15 protein-coding genes and 1 pseudogene are annotated in these 15,817 nt (G+C 54.8%); 9 read left to right on the top strand and 7 right to left on the bottom strand.

The genetic code is table 11. The features are described 5' to 3' along the window. Positions 1–388: 388 nt before the first annotated feature. Positions 389–1,252 (bottom strand): TetR/AcrR family transcriptional regulator, encoded by an 864-nt coding sequence (locus H7698_RS22805; protein WP_233098363.1) that lies wholly within the window; start codon positions 1,250–1,252, stop codon positions 389–391. 50 nt (positions 1,253–1,302) lie between these two features. Here H7698_RS22805 and H7698_RS22800 point away from each other — a divergent pair, with 50 nt between their 5' ends. Further along, positions 1,303–1,710 carry a carboxymuconolactone decarboxylase family protein gene (locus tag H7698_RS22800; protein WP_010562376.1) on the top strand — a complete coding sequence of 136 codons (408 nt, stop codon included), beginning with the start codon at positions 1,303–1,305 and terminating at the stop codon, positions 1,708–1,710. A 222-nt stretch (positions 1,711–1,932) separates the two neighbouring features. Here the strand turns inward: H7698_RS22800 and H7698_RS31385 are convergent. Further along, a pseudogene (locus H7698_RS31385) lies at positions 1,933–2,088 on the bottom strand (IS5/IS1182 family transposase); the annotation flags it as partial. A gap of 439 nt (positions 2,089–2,527) precedes the next feature. Further along, on the bottom strand, positions 2,528–3,151 hold the full coding sequence (locus H7698_RS22795) for a glutathione S-transferase family protein (RefSeq protein WP_169878815.1): 624 nt from the start codon (positions 3,149–3,151) through the stop codon (positions 2,528–2,530). Between the two features lie 403 nt (positions 3,152–3,554). Between H7698_RS22795 and H7698_RS22790 the strand changes: the two genes are divergently transcribed. From H7698_RS22790 to H7698_RS22750, 8 genes are all read left to right on the top strand, one after another. Next, positions 3,555–4,148, top strand: coding sequence for a TetR/AcrR family transcriptional regulator (locus H7698_RS22790; protein ID WP_038443639.1), 594 nt, complete (start codon positions 3,555–3,557; stop codon positions 4,146–4,148). A 119-nt stretch (positions 4,149–4,267) separates the two neighbouring features. Next, positions 4,268–5,302: an NADP-dependent oxidoreductase gene (locus H7698_RS22785; protein WP_010562380.1), complete on the top strand. Its 1,035-nt coding sequence runs from the start codon at positions 4,268–4,270 to the stop codon at positions 5,300–5,302. A 462-nt stretch (positions 5,303–5,764) separates the two neighbouring features. Then, complete coding sequence (locus H7698_RS22775; protein ID WP_010562382.1) at positions 5,765–6,226, top strand: (2Fe-2S)-binding protein; 462 nt, start codon at positions 5,765–5,767, stop codon at positions 6,224–6,226. 1 nt (position 6,227) lies between these two features. Beyond that, the gene (locus tag H7698_RS22770; RefSeq protein WP_010562383.1) at positions 6,228–8,420 is read left to right on the top strand and encodes a xanthine dehydrogenase family protein molybdopterin-binding subunit; all 2,193 of its coding nucleotides are present in this window, start codon (positions 6,228–6,230) and stop codon (positions 8,418–8,420) included. 10 nt (positions 8,421–8,430) lie between these two features. Beyond that, positions 8,431–9,651, top strand: a complete 1,221-nt coding sequence (locus tag H7698_RS22765) for a cytochrome c (RefSeq protein ID WP_038443637.1) — start codon at positions 8,431–8,433, stop codon at positions 9,649–9,651. Positions 9,652–9,664: 13 nt separating this feature from the next. Further along, positions 9,665–10,870 (top strand): XdhC family protein, encoded by a 1,206-nt coding sequence (locus H7698_RS22760; protein WP_038443635.1) that lies wholly within the window; start codon positions 9,665–9,667, stop codon positions 10,868–10,870. A gap of 28 nt (positions 10,871–10,898) precedes the next feature. Beyond that, the gene (locus H7698_RS22755) at positions 10,899–11,237 is read left to right on the top strand and encodes a putative quinol monooxygenase (protein WP_038443633.1); all 339 of its coding nucleotides are present in this window, start codon (positions 10,899–10,901) and stop codon (positions 11,235–11,237) included. Beyond that, complete coding sequence (locus H7698_RS22750) at positions 11,234–12,202, top strand: GTP 3',8-cyclase MoaA (RefSeq protein ID WP_194692877.1); 969 nt, start codon at positions 11,234–11,236, stop codon at positions 12,200–12,202. Before H7698_RS22755 ends, H7698_RS22750 begins: the two co-directional genes overlap by 4 nt. Here the strand turns inward: H7698_RS22750 and H7698_RS22745 are convergent. The 4 genes from H7698_RS22745 to H7698_RS22730 all read right to left on the bottom strand — a co-directional run bounded on the left by H7698_RS22745 (position 12,180) and on the right by H7698_RS22730 (position 15,810). Beyond that, a complete protein-coding gene (locus H7698_RS22745; protein ID WP_038443632.1) occupies positions 12,180–12,779 on the bottom strand; it encodes a nucleotidyltransferase family protein in 600 nt (199 codons plus the stop codon). The genes H7698_RS22750 and H7698_RS22745 overlap by 23 nt on opposite strands. A 412-nt stretch (positions 12,780–13,191) precedes the next feature. After that, positions 13,192–13,497 carry an ArsR/SmtB family transcription factor gene (locus H7698_RS22740; RefSeq protein WP_010562390.1) on the bottom strand — a complete coding sequence of 102 codons (306 nt, stop codon included), beginning with the start codon at positions 13,495–13,497 and terminating at the stop codon, positions 13,192–13,194. Positions 13,498–13,635: 138 nt separating this feature from the next. Beyond that, positions 13,636–14,619 (bottom strand): LLM class oxidoreductase, encoded by a 984-nt coding sequence (locus tag H7698_RS22735; protein WP_038443629.1) that lies wholly within the window; start codon positions 14,617–14,619, stop codon positions 13,636–13,638. A gap of 66 nt (positions 14,620–14,685) precedes the next feature. Then, complete coding sequence (locus tag H7698_RS22730; RefSeq protein WP_038448068.1) at positions 14,686–15,810, bottom strand: alkene reductase; 1,125 nt, start codon at positions 15,808–15,810, stop codon at positions 14,686–14,688. Between the last annotated feature and the right edge of the window lie 7 nt (positions 15,811–15,817).

The raw sequence follows: 15,817 nt of genomic DNA, 5'->3' as shown, positions 1-15,817 counted from the left end.
GAGTGTATGATATTTAATGGTATCGATACTCAAAGGACTTCATTGATGTTGAGTCTGAATAATGCCCTTTAGTCTATTGCGGCGGCGCAATTTAAGACTGAGCGAATCAATCAGCCGATGAGGATTGCGGTGGAGGACGCTGGAGAGGATTTAATCGCGCATATCCGGATTGGTGAGTTCGGTATTAGCCCTTTAGATCTGGCTCGATATATTCAGTCAGGCGGACCACTCTTCGCTATAAATAGTTCGAACGGGGAGGGGGGGGCAGTTGCGATATATTCTTGGCGAATACAGTTGCTTCGCGACGGTACTGTTATAGGAGCCGTCGGAGTGATTGGCGGTGCGCGTGAGCGGGACGATTTAATCGTGTGAGCTGGCGTCGCAACTTTTAGTTAGCTCCGTCGCGCGTCAATGCCTGCATGGCAGCAGGTGCTCCATGCAGGAAGCGAATGATAGATATTTCGATAAAACGATCCAGATCTTCCGGAACTGTCATGTCATATACCCAGCGACGTTGGGCAAGATAAAATAATTCACCGTGTAATCCCCATGCAACTTCAAGCTCAGCCGACGATAAGGTCTCACCGGGTGGCTTTTCGCAGGAAAGCTCACGTAATTCCATCGCCACTGGTTCGATCACTTTGGTCTGGATTAGGGAAAGATAACGTTGACTGATGCCGACGCCCTTGAGTCCTGCAAAAATAAAAATCCTAACCCAGTCATATCGAAAGATCGCAGGCAAATATGCCTTGTAAAAGTCGATTAATCGCGCTTCCAAGGTCTTTCCAGGCTGCTTTAGCATTGCCTCCCATTCAGGTTGCCAGCGGCTAAGGTAGACCTCTTGGTACACTCTATCTATCAACGCCTCTTTCGTTGCGAAATAACGAAACAGGTTCTGGTGTGTGATTCCAAGGCGTTCGGCTAACTCGCGTAGGGTACCTTCGAATCCGACCTCGGCGAAAAAGCGTACCGCCTCTTCAATAATCTCCCTCTCACGCTCTTGGGGGGGCATGCGTTTGCGTTTGTTTGGCGTTGGCCTCGAGGAGTCGTCGATCGTCTCGGCGGGGGCACATTTGCGTTTCGATTGTGGTGATCTGATCATGCTTTCAGCATAACGATAGACAATCGCTTGGTAAACAAGGTGGGACGCTTTGCAGTGAAATGTCGCACCACGCTCGCTAATTACTGATTGGTAAATAACTATTGATCGGTTGATTTTTTGCCCTATAATTACCATCCGGTAATTATTCACGTTGCGGACAAACTGAAGCGCATTTCAAATCAATTAGGAGGATTTCTGTAATGGCTAAAGCCCCCGAAACTGTATCAGTCAACGATCAGCGTTTCCTTGCTGGCCAGGCGGCGTTTGAGGAGATCACTGGGCTGCGTTCTAGTGAATTCTTGGACGGGCTAAAGGACCTTGCTCCTGCTATAGGCCGATTTGTTATGGAGTGGGAATTTGCCGATGTCTATGGGCAGAGTTCGTTAGATCTGCGTACCAGAGAACTCATTATGGTAGCTGGATGTGTTGCGCTAGGAGCAACTGCTGCTCCCATTCTGAAACTGCGAATTGGCTCAGCCTTGCGTGCCGGTGTTTCGCGTCAGGAAATTATTGACACAATTATCCAAATAGGTATAGCTGCCGGAGTTCCTGCTGCACTAGCGGCGATTCAGTCTGCTGGAGAAGTATTTGCAGTGCTCGATGCTTAAAGTGTTATCTGTTGCTTTTTTAATAGGGAGCTCGAGAATAAAACAAGGCTCTGCGATGTTTGGAAGGCCCGGCTAGGGGTGGTCTGAGGTAGTCATATTTTTTTGTAAAATTCGGCTGCCTTCAATTTTGAAAGTGCCGATTTGATCCAAAACGCTCAGATCACTCACTCATTCCTATCTTTATTAGCCGCCGTGAGAACCTCGCGGTGGCTATTCCCTATATTACAGGCACACCTCTCCTGTATCGCTCGCTAAATGTCGGAATGCCATCCACAGATTCGACATTGCAAATCGCGTCGCCAGATGTGCCGTGTCCTTTGCCAGGCTAGGGAAGCGTGTTTTCACAAAACTGAACTGGCTATTGATCATTGGAAAGGGTGTTAGAACTTATTCAAAATTACTTTACCGCTCGCTTCTGTAGGCTCGTTATATACGTCGCTCTGAATCGCATGCCTACCTGCAGTGGGTGTCGATGCGACTTCAATCGGGATACTACTGCCAAGCTTATCCACTGCCACTGGGACACAAAAACATAAATCTTTCTTGGGTCATTTTTCAATAAGCTCCAACATGTAAGCCTGTGCTTGCTATTGTGTAGCTGCGAAGCGACGCCCGGTCTGGCTCTGACGTAACAGCCGTATTCATCGTTAGCTGAGTAAATTTTTAAGCCTGGTTACTGACAAGCTTTTAAGCAGGTTGATCATCACTCCAGTGTTCCGTCACTTGAAGGATGTCAGCTTTGGTGGTCTTAGCTTCATGATGGTGAGAGCCATGGCAGTTTGAGAGTCTGCCACAGCTATTTGTTAAAAAGCTAAACTCACTTCGCGTCTATATCCAGCGCTAGCTTGTAACTTTTCTGGTTTTCAAGGTTTTTAATGTAGGTTTCAATATGTGGAAATTCGCTCTTGGATTTGAGCAGGTTGAGCGCGCCTTTCACCACAAATCCCAGCATGAAGTCTGCTCCTGTGAGTCTCTCCTCGATTAAAAACTTTTTGTTATTCAAGTGGTTGTTTAGATAGGAAAAAACTTTATTGAATTCAGCTTCGGCGTAGTTGTTAAGGAATTTTAGTTCGGTTCCAGATTGTGTTTCAAACTCATTAAATATTTTCAGTAAGAACGGAAGCATTGCCGAGCTTTCTGAGAAATGGATCCATTGTAAGTAGTCAAGGTATTCTGCAGAGCTTTCTGTTGGTGCTAAATGAGGTGCAAATTTTTTTATCAGGATTTCTGCGATCGCGCCTGACTCCGCAATTATTTTTCCATCAAGCTCGATAACTGGAGATTTGCCTAGGGGGTGAATGCCCCTCAGTGTCTCGGGGGCTAGATGTGTTTTTTTATCACGCTGATACCGAATAATTTCATATGGTTGGCCTATTTCTTCCAGCAGCCACAGAATACGAAACGACCTGGAGTCATTGAGGTGGTGAAGTTTTATCATCATTTTTACGCCTTCTGAGTGATCTCGGTAAGGGAAATGTGCATTGTCTGAGGCTATCGATAGGTAATTTGCGGACTCGCAACGAGTAGGCAAGAAATTGTATCTGTCAATATGCGACCAGTCTACTATTCTGGTGGGCTGAATGCTCCGATAGCACTTACGGTCCGCTCCGAGTCCTTTGAGATCTGCATCTCGATGCTTGTCTTCTAGCGAGAGAGGAGTGCGCCCACAGAAATCCAAGGAGCTTTGGGAGGCTTAGGATTGGTTCTTTGCGTGTACTGCGGCGCTATTAGGATGCCGAGCGTGGGTTGGTGTTTAGACCTGCGGCGGCCATCAACAATTGCTACAATCTCTGAAGCAAAAATCTCACATAGACGACTGGTCTATTTTATGGTAGCTTGCACTGATGAAACCACGTTACGATGATACGCGCCAACATTTGCTCGATACGGGTCACCGAATGATGGTGGTTAAGGGGTTCACGGGTGTTGGGCTTAACGAGATTCTGCAAGCCGCAAGTGTGCCAAAAGGTTCGTTCTATCATTACTTCAAATCCAAGGAGCAGTACGGGCAGTGCTTGCTCGAGGATTACTTTCGCAATTATCTGGCGAACATGGATGAACGATTTGCCGCTACCGGCAATACAGCCCGTGAGCGGCTTATGGAATATTGGCAGAAATGGCTTGAAAGCTATTGTAAGCCCTGCGATGAGCAAAAGTGTCTTGTAGTTAAACTGAGCGCTGAGGTTGCAGATCTTTCGGAGGTTATGCGCCTCACTCTCCGTGACGGAACAGATCAGATAATTGAACGTATTTCTGGCTGTCTTGAGCAGGGTCAACTAGACGGTTCTTTGCCGCAAGGTGATGCTTACCGAACGGCCTTGGCGCTATACCAGCTTTGGCTTGGTGCAAGCCTGCTGAGCAAGCTGCACCGTAACAGTCGGTCGCTAGAAAATGCCATGGCTACTACTCTGATGATGCTGGTCCCTGAGGAGGCGTGATTACGAGATCGCCCACCCTCCCGCCTCGGTAGGGTGGCTTTTTTATGTGAAAAATAGCAGACTGGTCTAATTTTTCCGTTGATGCGGTTGTTTTTCCCCGCCATCCAAGGAGTGTGAAGATGTCTCAATCAAAGCAAATCAATCGAAGCGTTGTTCTGGCATCGCGTCCACATGGTGCGCCTGTCGAAGCGAATTTTCTTATTGAACAAGGTCCAATTCCTGAACCCGCAGAGGGGCAGGTACTTCTGCGTACTATCTATCTATCGCTAGACCCTTACATGCGTGGTCGCATGAGTGATGCGCCGTCCTATGCCCCTCCTGTCGAAGTGGGCGGAGTAATGGTGGGGGGCACTGTATGTCGTGTGGTTGCCTCAAAGCATCATGCCTATAAAGTGAATGACTGGGTGCTGTCTTTTAGTGGTTGGCAGGACTATGCGCTGTCTGATGGCAGCGACCTGACCCCTTTGGGCGATTCGCCAGCGCAGCCGTCTTATGCATTGGGCATATTTGGAATGCCAGGCTTCACCGCATACATGGGCTTACTGGATATTGGTCGGCCGCAGGCGGGTGAAACGCTGGTGGTGGCGGCTGCTACCGGGCCGGTCGGTGCGACTGTCGGGCAAATCGGCAAGATCAAGGGCTGTCACGTGGTCGGTGTGGCCGGAGGGGCGGAAAAGTGCCGGCATGCTGTCGAGGTGCTAGGTTTCGACGCCTGCCTCGATCATCGAGCGCCGGACTTCGCCGAGCAACTGGCCAAGGCCTGCCCGTCGGGTATCGACATTTACTTCGAGAATGTCGGTGGAAAAGTCTTCGATGCTGTGCTGCCGCTGCTCAATGCCAAGGCCCGAGTGCCGGTCTGCGGAATTATTGCGCACTACAACGATACCGCTTTACCCGACGGGCCAGATCGCTCGCCTGCCTTGATGGGGGCTATTCTGCGTAAGCGTATTAAAGTCCAAGGCTTCATTATTTTTGATGATTACGCGCACCGCTACGACGAATTCTTTAACGATATGTCAAGCTGGTTTGCGCAGGGCCGGATTAAGTATCGTGAAGAATTGGTGAGTGGTCTAGAGGAGGCGCCTAAGGCCTTTATCGGCCTGCTAGAGGGGCGTAATTTTGGCAAGCTAGTGGTTCGGGTAAGTGAAGACTGATTGCCTGTTGTTGGAATGACAGTGTTTTTTGCTCTGCCAGCTCAAGCTCCTTGCTGGTAGGGCTTTTTTATTTAAAAAGATCCAGGCCACTAAGTACAAGTAATGCCTGTGGGGGGATTATGCACGCACGCAGTAAGCGCTCGCATCAAATAAACGCCGCGTTCTGGCGTGTACTGGTTGGCTGCTTGGGGCTTTACCCAACGCTTTTGTTGGTGCTGAGTATATTAGCCCCGCTGACCCGTGATTTGAGTTTCCCAGTAATGGTATTGGTGGAGGTGCTGGTATTGGTACCAATCACCCAGCTTGTCTCCTTTCCGCTGGCCGGGTGGTTGGTTGCCCGTTTAAGGCGGATTAATTCGTGAACGTATGAGGCTGTTTTGGCCTGCTTCCCATACCGCACCCACATGATTAAAGCGATAACTAAGGTTGTCAGCATTAAAAATACTAGTCTGAGGAATGAAGATGCAAACGCTAATCATCAATGGACAGTCGCACCAAGTCGACGTGCCGCAGGATATGCCTCTGCTTTGGGTCTTACGCGATGTGCTTGGCCTCACCGGGACAAAATACGGCTGTGGTATTGCTCAGTGTGGCGTTTGCACCGTGCATCTTGATGGTCAGCCGATACGTTCGTGCGTGACCCCTGTTGCTGCTTTGACGGGCCGCTCAATCACCACCATTGAAGCCATCGGTGAGACTGCTGTCGGTCAAGCCGTTCAACAGGCTTGGCTGGCGCATGAGGTGGTGCAATGCGGTTACTGTCAGTCAGGGCAGATCATGGCGGCCACTGCTCTGCTGCAGAGCCAGCCCGCGCCAGACGATCAGGCGATTGATGCTGCAATGGCAGGCAATCTTTGTCGCTGCGCCACCTACACCCGTATTCGCACAGCCATCCACAGTGTTGGCCGTGTAGAGGAGGCGTGAGATGAAGAAGACAATCGAAATGAATGTTGATATGTCCCGTCGCCGTCTCTTGCAAGGCAGCGGTATCGCGGTCGGCGGCTTGGTGTTGAGTACCTGGCTACCGCCGTTGGTGTCCAAAAGCGCTGCCTCCGAGGCTGCTGCCTTAGGCCGGCTGGGTGATCGCTCCGCTGAGGGGTTCGGGGCCTTTGTGCGGGTGGGCCCAGATGGCGTGGTCACGGTGATCTCGCCGAAGATTGAAATGGGTCAGGGCGCGCAAACTGGTATTGCAATGATGGTGGCGGAGGAGCTTGAGGTCGATTTGGATAAGGTAGTAATCCAGGAGGCCCCACCGAACTCCGCACTGTATACCGATACCCTGCTTCAGTTTCAGGCCACTGGTGGCTCGACCTCTACCCGTTACACCTGGGAGCCGCTGCGTCGGGCGGGCGCTACAGCGCGCATTCTGTTGATTCAGGCGGCAGCGCTGCAATGGCGCGTCGCGCCGAGCCTGTGTCATGCGCAGAATGGCCAGGTGTTTGGCCCCAAAGGCCTGCAGGCTGACTACGGCGATTTGGTCGAGGCCGCTGCGACGCTGCCGTTGCCCGACGCGGTGCCGCTGAAAACCCCCGAGCAGTTCAAGCTGTTGGGCACTCCCGCGCAACGCCTGGACACGCCCGCGAAGGTCAACGGCAAGGCGCGCTTTACCATTGACCTGCAAATCCCTGGGATGCTGGTGGCCTCCAGCATCACCTGTCCGGTGTATGGCGGACGGCTGCGTTCGGTTGATGAAACTGAGGCGCGACGGGTGTTAGGGGTGCGCGACATCGTGCGTTTGGACAATGCCGTGGCCGTTACCGCAAGTAACTTTTGGGCCTGCCAGCAGGCCATCAAAGCGTTAAAGATCGAGTGGGAACTTGGGTCGAACGCTACTATCGGATCAAAGCAACTGGACCAGGAGCTGCTAGCCGCAAGTAGCCGTGATGGCGTGGTCGCTAAGCGCACAGGCGATATTGAGCAAGCCAAACAGGGATCTTCCAGCCAGTTCGAGGCCGTTTACGAGCAAGCGCTGTTGTCGCATTCGCCGCTTGAGCCCATGAGCTGCGTGGCCCATGTGCGTAAAGATGCGTGCGAGCTATGGGTGGGCACCCAAGTGCCGGTCTTCGCCCAACAGACGGCCGCCCAAGTCACCGGGCTGCCCTTGGAAAAAATCCAGGTGCACAATCAATTGATCGGTGGGGCATTTGGCCGGCGTCTGGAGTTCGACTTCATCACCCAAGCAGTGGCCATCGCGCGTCAGGTCGATTACCCGATCAAGCTGGTCTGGAGCCGTGAGGAGGACATGACCCACGACCTCTATCGGCCGCTCTATGCCGATCGTATGCAAGCCGCCCTCGATAAGCAGGGGCGTCCGCTGGGCTGGGAACACCGTATCGCTGGTGCCTCGATTCTCGCCCGCTATGCCGGCAGCTTGCCTCCCAGCGGCGTGGATGCCGATGCCGTTGAAGTCGCGGTGGAACCCATCTACCGCCTGCCGCATTTGCAGGTTCGCTATATCCGCCAGGAGCCGAGTGTCGTGCCCGTGTCCTGGTGGCGAGGCGTGGGCCCTCTGCGGGGGACCTATGCCCTTGAGTGTTTTATTGATGAGCTGGCGCACAATGCCAAGGCCGACCCGGTGGTCTACCGTTTGGAGCTGTTGGCGGACCAGCCACGTGCCCAGGCGGTGCTGCGCTTACTTGCTGAGAAGAGTGACTGGTACCAGTCTTTACCTGCTGGGCAGGGTCGGGGTGTGGCAGTAAGTTCGGTGTTTGGCAGCTATGTAGCAACTCTCGTTGAGCTTGAGATGCAGGGTGAATTTGGCTTGCGCATTAAACGCTTGATCAGTGTTGTGGACTGCGGCTTCGCGACTAACCCGACGTCGGTCTTGGCGCAGGTTGAAGGTGGGACATTATTCGGTCTGTCTGCTTCGTTGTTCAACGAAATTCTTATCGAGAACGGTCAGGTTCAGCAGACCAACTTCCACAACTATCGGCAGCTGCGCATAAGTGAGGCGCCAGCAGTTGAGGTGCACCTGCTGCCTAGCCTGGAAGCACCGGGCGGAGTCGGGGAAGCCGGTACTGCGCTGATCGGTCCAGCTTTGGTTAACGCTCTCTACGCTGCTTCCGGTACGCGCATTCGTCGGTTACCACTTAGCCGTGCTGGCTACTATCCGGTTTGAGGAGTTACTCATGAATTTGATAACAAGTTGGCTATTGCTCGCTAGCGGATTCCTGGTGGCGCAGTTTGCGTATGCGCAGGAGGACTTACTTGCCAGGGGCGAGTATCTTGCGCGCGCTGCAAATTGCGTGGCTTGCCATACCGTGCCCGGTGGTAAACCCTTCACCGGTGGTGTCGAATTTAAGCTGCCATTCGGCTCGCTTTTTTCGCCCAATATCACTCCAGATAAGCAAACTGGCATCGGAGCCTGGACTGATGATGAGTTCGTTAGCGCGCTGCGAACCGGCGTGGGGCGCGATGGCAAACACTACTATCCAGCATTCCCTTATACGTCCTACAGCAAGATGTCGCGTGACGACATCCTGGCCATCAAAAGCTATCTCGATAGCCTGGAGCCAATCGAGCAGGTGGCTCAAGAGAACCAGCTGAACTTCCCGTTCAATCAGCGTTGGGGGATGTTTTTCTGGAATATGCTGTTCCTGGACGACAAGCAATTTGAAACCGAGGCCCAGCACTCTACCGAGTGGAATCGAGGCAAATACCTAGTGGAAGGTCCTGGCCACTGTGGTGAGTGCCATTCGCCTCGGAACCTGTTCCAAGCTGTCAGCAAAGACCGTTCGCTTGCCGGTAACCTGATACAGGGTTGGAACGCTTACAACATCAGCTCTGACCCGATACATGGCGTCGGTGCCTGGCCCACGGACGTGCTGGCGCGTTACTTGAAGGACGGCGCGGCGCCAGGATTCGGGTTGTCCACCGGGCCGATGGCGGAGGTGGTGGAGCACAGTCTGAGCCATCTGACCGACGCCGATCGTCACGCGATCGCCGTTTATCTCAAGGACTCACCGGCGCGCAGCGAAGGTGTGGCTCGTCCGCAGCAGGCTAAGCTTGCACCGCAGGGGGGCGACAATGCCCTTGGCAATAAACTGTTCGCCGAAGCCTGTTCTAGTTGTCACCGCTGGGACGGGACCGGAAACCAGAGTCAGACTGCCATGCTACGGGGTCTAAAGACGGTCAACGATCCTGCCGCCAGTAATTTGCTGGGCATCCTGCTAAATGGGCATGGTTCGACCGACACCCGGGTAGATCGACGCATGCCGTCGTTCGGGACCATTTACTCCGACCAGGAATTGGCTGCGCTGAGCAGCTTCGTACTGAAGCGCTTTGGCGAGACTGGTGCGCAGGTATCGGAGCAAGCTGTGGCTAAGCGCCGTACCGAGTCCCTTCATTGAGCCGAGGTGCCTCATGTCTTGTCTGATTCCACTGCTGGATGTACTCCTGGCGGAGCGCAATGCTGGCCGAGAAGCGGTGCTTGCGACCGTGGTAAAAGTCGACGGCTCTGCGTATCGGCGACCAGGAGCGCGGATGCTAGTCTCGCGCTTCGGCAGGCCCGAGGGGACCATCAGTGGTGGCTGCCTGGAGGCGGAAGTCGCCAGAAAAGCCTGGTGGTTAACTGAAGCTGGGCCTGCACTGCGTAGCTACAGCACCTCCGAGGCGGATGAGGGCAGTGAGGAAGCGCTTAGTTTCGGGCTGGGCTGCAACGGTAAGGTTCACGTATTGTTCGAGCGGCTGCCTGCCAGTGGTCCTTGCGCGTTGATTACTGCGTTGCTTGGCGTTCGCGACACCCAGCAACCGGCGGCCATCGCCACGGTGATCGCCAGCTCGGCTGATGGTTCACACCGGTTAGGTGATCGCCTGTTATTAGTGTCAGGACAAAGCGCCGAGGGCGAGTTGCTGCAGTCGGCGCTGGCTGAGCAGATCAGGATTGATCTCCAACAGACCTTGGTGCGTGGAAAGTCATCCCGATATCTTTACCCGAATGGCACCGGCAAGATTGAAGTGCTTATGGAGTACCTGCCGCCCGTGCGGCGTTTGGTAGTGTTTGGTGCGGGCCATGATGCCCAGCCGCTGGTGCGCATGGCCAAGCTCTTGGGCTGGCATGTGACAATCATCGATGGGCGGTCACACTTTGCCCGAGCAGAGCGTTTTCCCGACGCTGACCAGGTGCTGGTTGGCGATGTTGAGCAACCTTTCGCCTACCGTGAACTTGTACGCGGCGCAGCGGTGGCGGTGATGACTCACAGCTTGGTGCAAGACGCGCACTGGCTGCAGGGAGTGTTGCACAGTGAGCCCTGTTATGTAGGGCAGTTGGGCCCGCGTGAGCGCACCGAGCGCCTGCTGGCCGGTATCCACGAGCAGCAGGGCGAGTTGCCAGGGCTGGCGTGTTTGCATTATCCGATTGGCCTGGACCTGGGCGGCGACACTCCGGAAAGCGTGGCTATGGCGATGCTGGCGGAAATTCAGGCGGTGCTCAATGGTCGCAATGGTGGCAGCCTGCGTTTCAGGTCCGCGAGTATCCATGATAGCGACCCAGTGCTGATCGCTAGCGAGACCGAAACCGAAATCGCTTTTGCTGCAGAGGCTTATCGGCGGTTCGCCGTGCAGCCTTGACGACTGATCAACCGAGGAACCTATCAGCGTGAATCAAACCATACGCGTTGTAGCGATACTGACCGCCAAAGGCGGCAAAGAGCAGCAGGTCGAGCAGATTCTGCGAGCTTGCGTGCAGCCCTCGCGGGCCGAAGACGGTTGCCTGTCTTACGTCCTGAGTCGGTGCATTGAACAGGTCGGACGGTTTGTCTTCGTCGAGCGCTGGGCAAGCCATGAGGCGATAGCGCTTCATCGGCAGATGCCCCATTACACGACCATGGCTAATGCCCTTGGCGAGCTGCTGAGCGATCGTCAGGTTTATGTGCTGGAGGCGTTGGCTGAGGATGGCGAGTCAGCCACTGGCTTCGACACGGACATGGCAGGGTGATCGTCGATCGACAGGGTCGGCGTTTCCGCAAACTTCGCCTGAGCCTCACGGCTGCCTGCAATTACGCCTGCACCTACTGTGTGGCCGATGGCCGCCGCTTGGTGGCCGCGCGTGATGAGCTGGCGGCCGCGTCGATGCTGCGCGCCGTCGAACTGCTCAGGGATGTCGCCGGTATCGACGCGCTGCGCATTACCGGCGGTGAGCCGCTGCTGAGTGATCGGCTGGAGCCTTTTCTGCAGGGCATCGGTGCGCTAGCGTTGCAGGACATCAGCCTGACCACTAATGGACAATTGCTGGCCGGCAAGTTGCCGGTATTGCGCAGCGCGGGCATCCAGCGGGTCAATGTGTCCCTCGACACACTTGACCCGCGCGCCTTCCGCAAGATCGCAAAGGGCGGCGATCTGCAGACTGTGCTTAACGGCATTGAGCTGGCGCGTCGATCTGGTATGAGCATCAAAATCAATATGGTGCCGATGCGTGGCAGCAACCTCGACCAGGTCATGCCCATGTTGGCGTTCTGCCTGGAGCAGGGCTACGAATTGCGCTTTATCGAGCTGATGCGCATGGGCCATCTGGCCCAGCATGCAGAGGCTTTTCGTACCCAGTTCGTCGGCCAGCGCGAGCTGCTGGAGCTTATCGGCGAGTGTTATGTCTTCACACAAACCGAGGCAGCGCTAGATGCCACTGCGCTGCGTTATAGCGTGGGCGAGCGCGGGGCGTTCGGTATTATTGCCAACGAAAGCGCGCCCTTTTGCCGGAGCTGCAGTCGTCTGCGGTTGTCGTCTACGGGCTGGTTATACGGATGCCTATCATCCAATCGCGGACATTTTATGGGCGCGCTGTTGGATCTGCCGACTGAGCAGGCGCAGCCGCAACTGAAAGGGTTGCTCAGTCGTGCGCTGCAGGACAAACAAGACGCCACTTTTACCGGCAGTGCCCTGATTATGAAATCGGTGGGTGGCTAAGGTCGGCCGGCTTGTCGACGTCCAGCAGGATGCCCCTATCAGCAAGCGTCACTTCTATCACCTGTTGCGCATGGGTGGCGATTAAAGCCTTGGCCCCATTCTCCCCTTGCAGTTGCATCAGCTCCGGCCAAAAGCGCCGGCCGAACAACACGGGGTGTCCGCGCTGGCCATCGCAGTAAGCGACAACAATATGTTCAGCGTGCGCATGCGCGCGCAACTGCAACAGCGTTGCGAGAGTAATCCACGGCATATCCCCGAGCAGCACCGCCACCGCAGTGGCCTGCGTATTTGCCAGGCTCTGGATGCCGGCGGCCAGGCTTGAGCCCATGCCCTGTTTGGCGTGGGCCGCACGTACCAGATGAATGCCATGCGGAATAGCCAAGGCCTCTGCATCATCCTCAGCCTTTAATACGACTCGAACATCGCTGAAGGCTTCTTTCGCGCGCAACAACGTCGCGCGCAAAAGGCTGTTGCCGTCTGCCAGCTGGGCAAGGCGTTTGTCGCTGCCGAAGCGTTGCCCGGAGCCGGCGGCGAGAACTAGGCCGACATACTCAGGCTTGCGGTGCGGTTCTGTCATGTTGAAAAAATCCTATGCTGCCCCCTGAAGAAGAAGGTCGGCCGTAAAAGACCACTAGGAGGCTTCGCGCTTCTCTCTGGAATGTGCAGTATTTTGCGTATACCGCTCCGGTTTCAGAGTGATTAAGTGACAGTTTGGCGAAACCAAAGTGCGTTTCCACTGGGTAGTGAAGAACGCCGCGCCACAGGTCAAGTTGTTCGATCTGTCGAACCTGCACATGTCCTGGCTGGCCGGTATTTGCTGATCACCCCAGGCGAGATGGGGGCGTAATGCAGAGTATGCCCGCTACCAAATGCTCGCTGCGGCTAAAAACTCATAAATGAACGGGTTAGTTGATCGTTACTTGGTCAGATTGCTGTTTTTGAAATCGGCAAGCACTGAAATCAGCCAGAAATACAAGGTTTCTTCAGCCTTAGATTTTTTCTTGCAGCGCTTTGAAAAAGGCATCGATATTTTCGTCGTGGCGTTTGTAGTAGGTCCAGGGGCCGATCCGCTGCGATGTCACCAATTGCGCGCGCTGCAGAGCTGCGAGATAAAGCGATGTGGTGGACTGCGAGAGGCCCGTGCGCTCTTGGATGATACTGACGCACACGCCTACCGTTTCTGGGTCGACCTCCTGCTCTGGAAAGATTGTCCTGGGATCCTTGAGCCAATTGAGGATGGCAAGGCGCATCGGGTTTGCCAATGCTTTCAGTGCTTCGTTGACGTCAATGGTCATGGAATGTTGATACCTGTTTTTTGCGATATTTAGATATCTTCCGGGTTTGCGCAGAAAAATGGAAGGTATTGACGTGACCTCTGCGCCCGCCGTCTGTTGCAAGGACTGGCCGCTCCTGGCTGAAGTATTGTTGCTCTGTCAGGCAGCACTATCAGAAGCCTGGACGCCGAATTGCGGGACGATATGCTTGCCAAGTTCCTCGATAACCTCTGCTGCGGGGCGTTTACCATACTTGAGGTTCAGGATGACGTGATCTACACCGATTTCCTGAAGTGTATCCAGCAAGGCCCGAAGGTGGTTACGTCCTAGTCGAAATCCTAGATGGATATGCGAGGGCGGCGTGGACGGGTGTTCGTCCAGGTCGATATAAAGCGATTGCAAGAACGGTTTGTAGATAGTGTCACACTGTTTAACTATTTCCTGTCGCCAATCCTCCACGATCAGTCGCTGTATTTTTGGCGGACGTGGATAGTTGATCCATCCATGGCTTTCACGTGCGATCCAATCGAGCGGCTGGCGGCTGTGTCCGGTTACGAATAGCGGTATTTCCCGAGTCGTAGGTTTGGGAACGAGGTCGGCCCCCACTAACTCGCCGCCACTCCAGCGAATGGGCTCGAAGTGTGTTCGATGGGCTTGGCGTATCACATTGAAGTTTTCTTGAAAGGTCTCGCCACGCTTTTCTGGATCAATGCTGAATGCGGGAAACTCCACGGGACGATCGCCAGAGGCTACTCCCAGGAGCAAGCGGCCTCCGCTCAACTGATCAATGCTCGCTGCGGCCTTTGCCGTGTGCAAGGGATTACGCAAAGTAAGGGCGATGGAGGCGGTACCTAGTGCGATTTCTGTTGTATGGGCTGCCATGTAGCCCAGATACACCCAAGGGTCGAAAACCTGGCCGACATCGCCGAAGCTTGGGTCCCTGAGTGGGACGTCGCGAAACCAGAGCGCCGAAAAACCAAGTGCCTCTGCACGTTTGGCCAGCGCGACCTGATCTAGCATGCTCGGTGTATCACCTTCGAAAGCCTCTAGGGGAAAGAACAGCCCAAGGCTTAGATGACCCTGCCTGAAGGTTCGTTTGAATCCCCTATGCTCTTGGTAGGGGATCGTGCTCGGTTGGTACATGCTTAACTTCCTCGGTCAGCAAACGCTGAGCCACGCCCCTGAGTTATGGGGCGTGGCATTGAGCGTTTAGGATTTGTAAGTCGGGTAGTCGGTGTAGCCCTTATCGGTACCGCCGTACATGCTGCTTGGATCAACTGGGTGAAGCGGCCAGTTGTTGGCGATACGAGCGGGCAGGTCGGGGTTCGCAATGAAGGGGCGACCAAAAGCGATCAGGTCGCCCCAGCCAGCTTTTATCACGCGATTTCCTCGTTCAGCGGTGTACTTGCCGGCATAGAGAATCTTGCCGCTGAAGGTCTTACGAACATCTTCCCGGAACGTCTCAGGCAGCTCGGGTGCGTTTTCCCAATCGGCTTCGGCGAGCGACAGGTAGGCAATGCCCACTTCCTCGAGGATCTTCACTGCCTCGATGTAGGTTTGGTGAGGATCTTCTTCGACCAGGCCAAGGTATACGCGGTCTTCGTCTGTGGTCGCGAACAGCGGGGCGAAGCGAACTCCCATGCGCTCCTTGCCGACGACACCAGCAACGGCCAGGGTGATTTCGCGCAGGAAGCGAAGACGGTTCTGCAGCGAACCGCCATATTCATCATCACGCTGGTTGGTATGGGCCGAAATGAACTGGTTTACCAGGTACCCGTTCGCGCAGTGAAGCTCCACCCCGTCAAAACCTGCGTCCAAAGCATTTCGGGCTGCTTGGGCGTAGAGCTCAACCAGTTCCTTTACCTCCTTGGTGGACAGGGCTCGGGGGGGCGATGGGTCGGCCAGTGCACCCGTGCCGGGGCCAGTTTCGATGAACACCTTGACGTTGTCCGCGCGGATGGCTGATGGCGCGACGGGCGCTTCACCACCGGGTTGCAGCGATGTGTGCGACACGCGGCCTACATGCCAAAGTTGAGCAAAGATCACCCCCCCTTCGGCGTGAACAGCGTCGGTGACCTTACGCCAGCCTTGTATCTGTTCTGGGCTATGAATGCCGGGTGTCCAGGCATAACCCTGTCCTCGGGGTTCGATCTGTGTGCCCTCGGTCACCATGAAGCCAGCACCGCTGCGCTGACGGTAATATGTGGCCATTAGGTCGTTCGCAATATTGCCGGGTTGGGAGCTGCGCGAACGCGTCAGTGGCGGCAGAACGATACGGTTCTTGAGGGTGTATGGGCCCAGCTGAGTGGTTTTAAAAAGTTCTGATTGTGTCATTTCGTTT

This window comes from Pseudomonas sp. p50(2008), assembly GCF_015351605.1.
Lineage (GTDB): Bacteria > Pseudomonadota > Gammaproteobacteria > Pseudomonadales > Pseudomonadaceae > Aquipseudomonas.
Note: the sequence above shows the minus strand (reverse complement) of the source record. Positions and strands in the feature narration are given on the sequence as shown.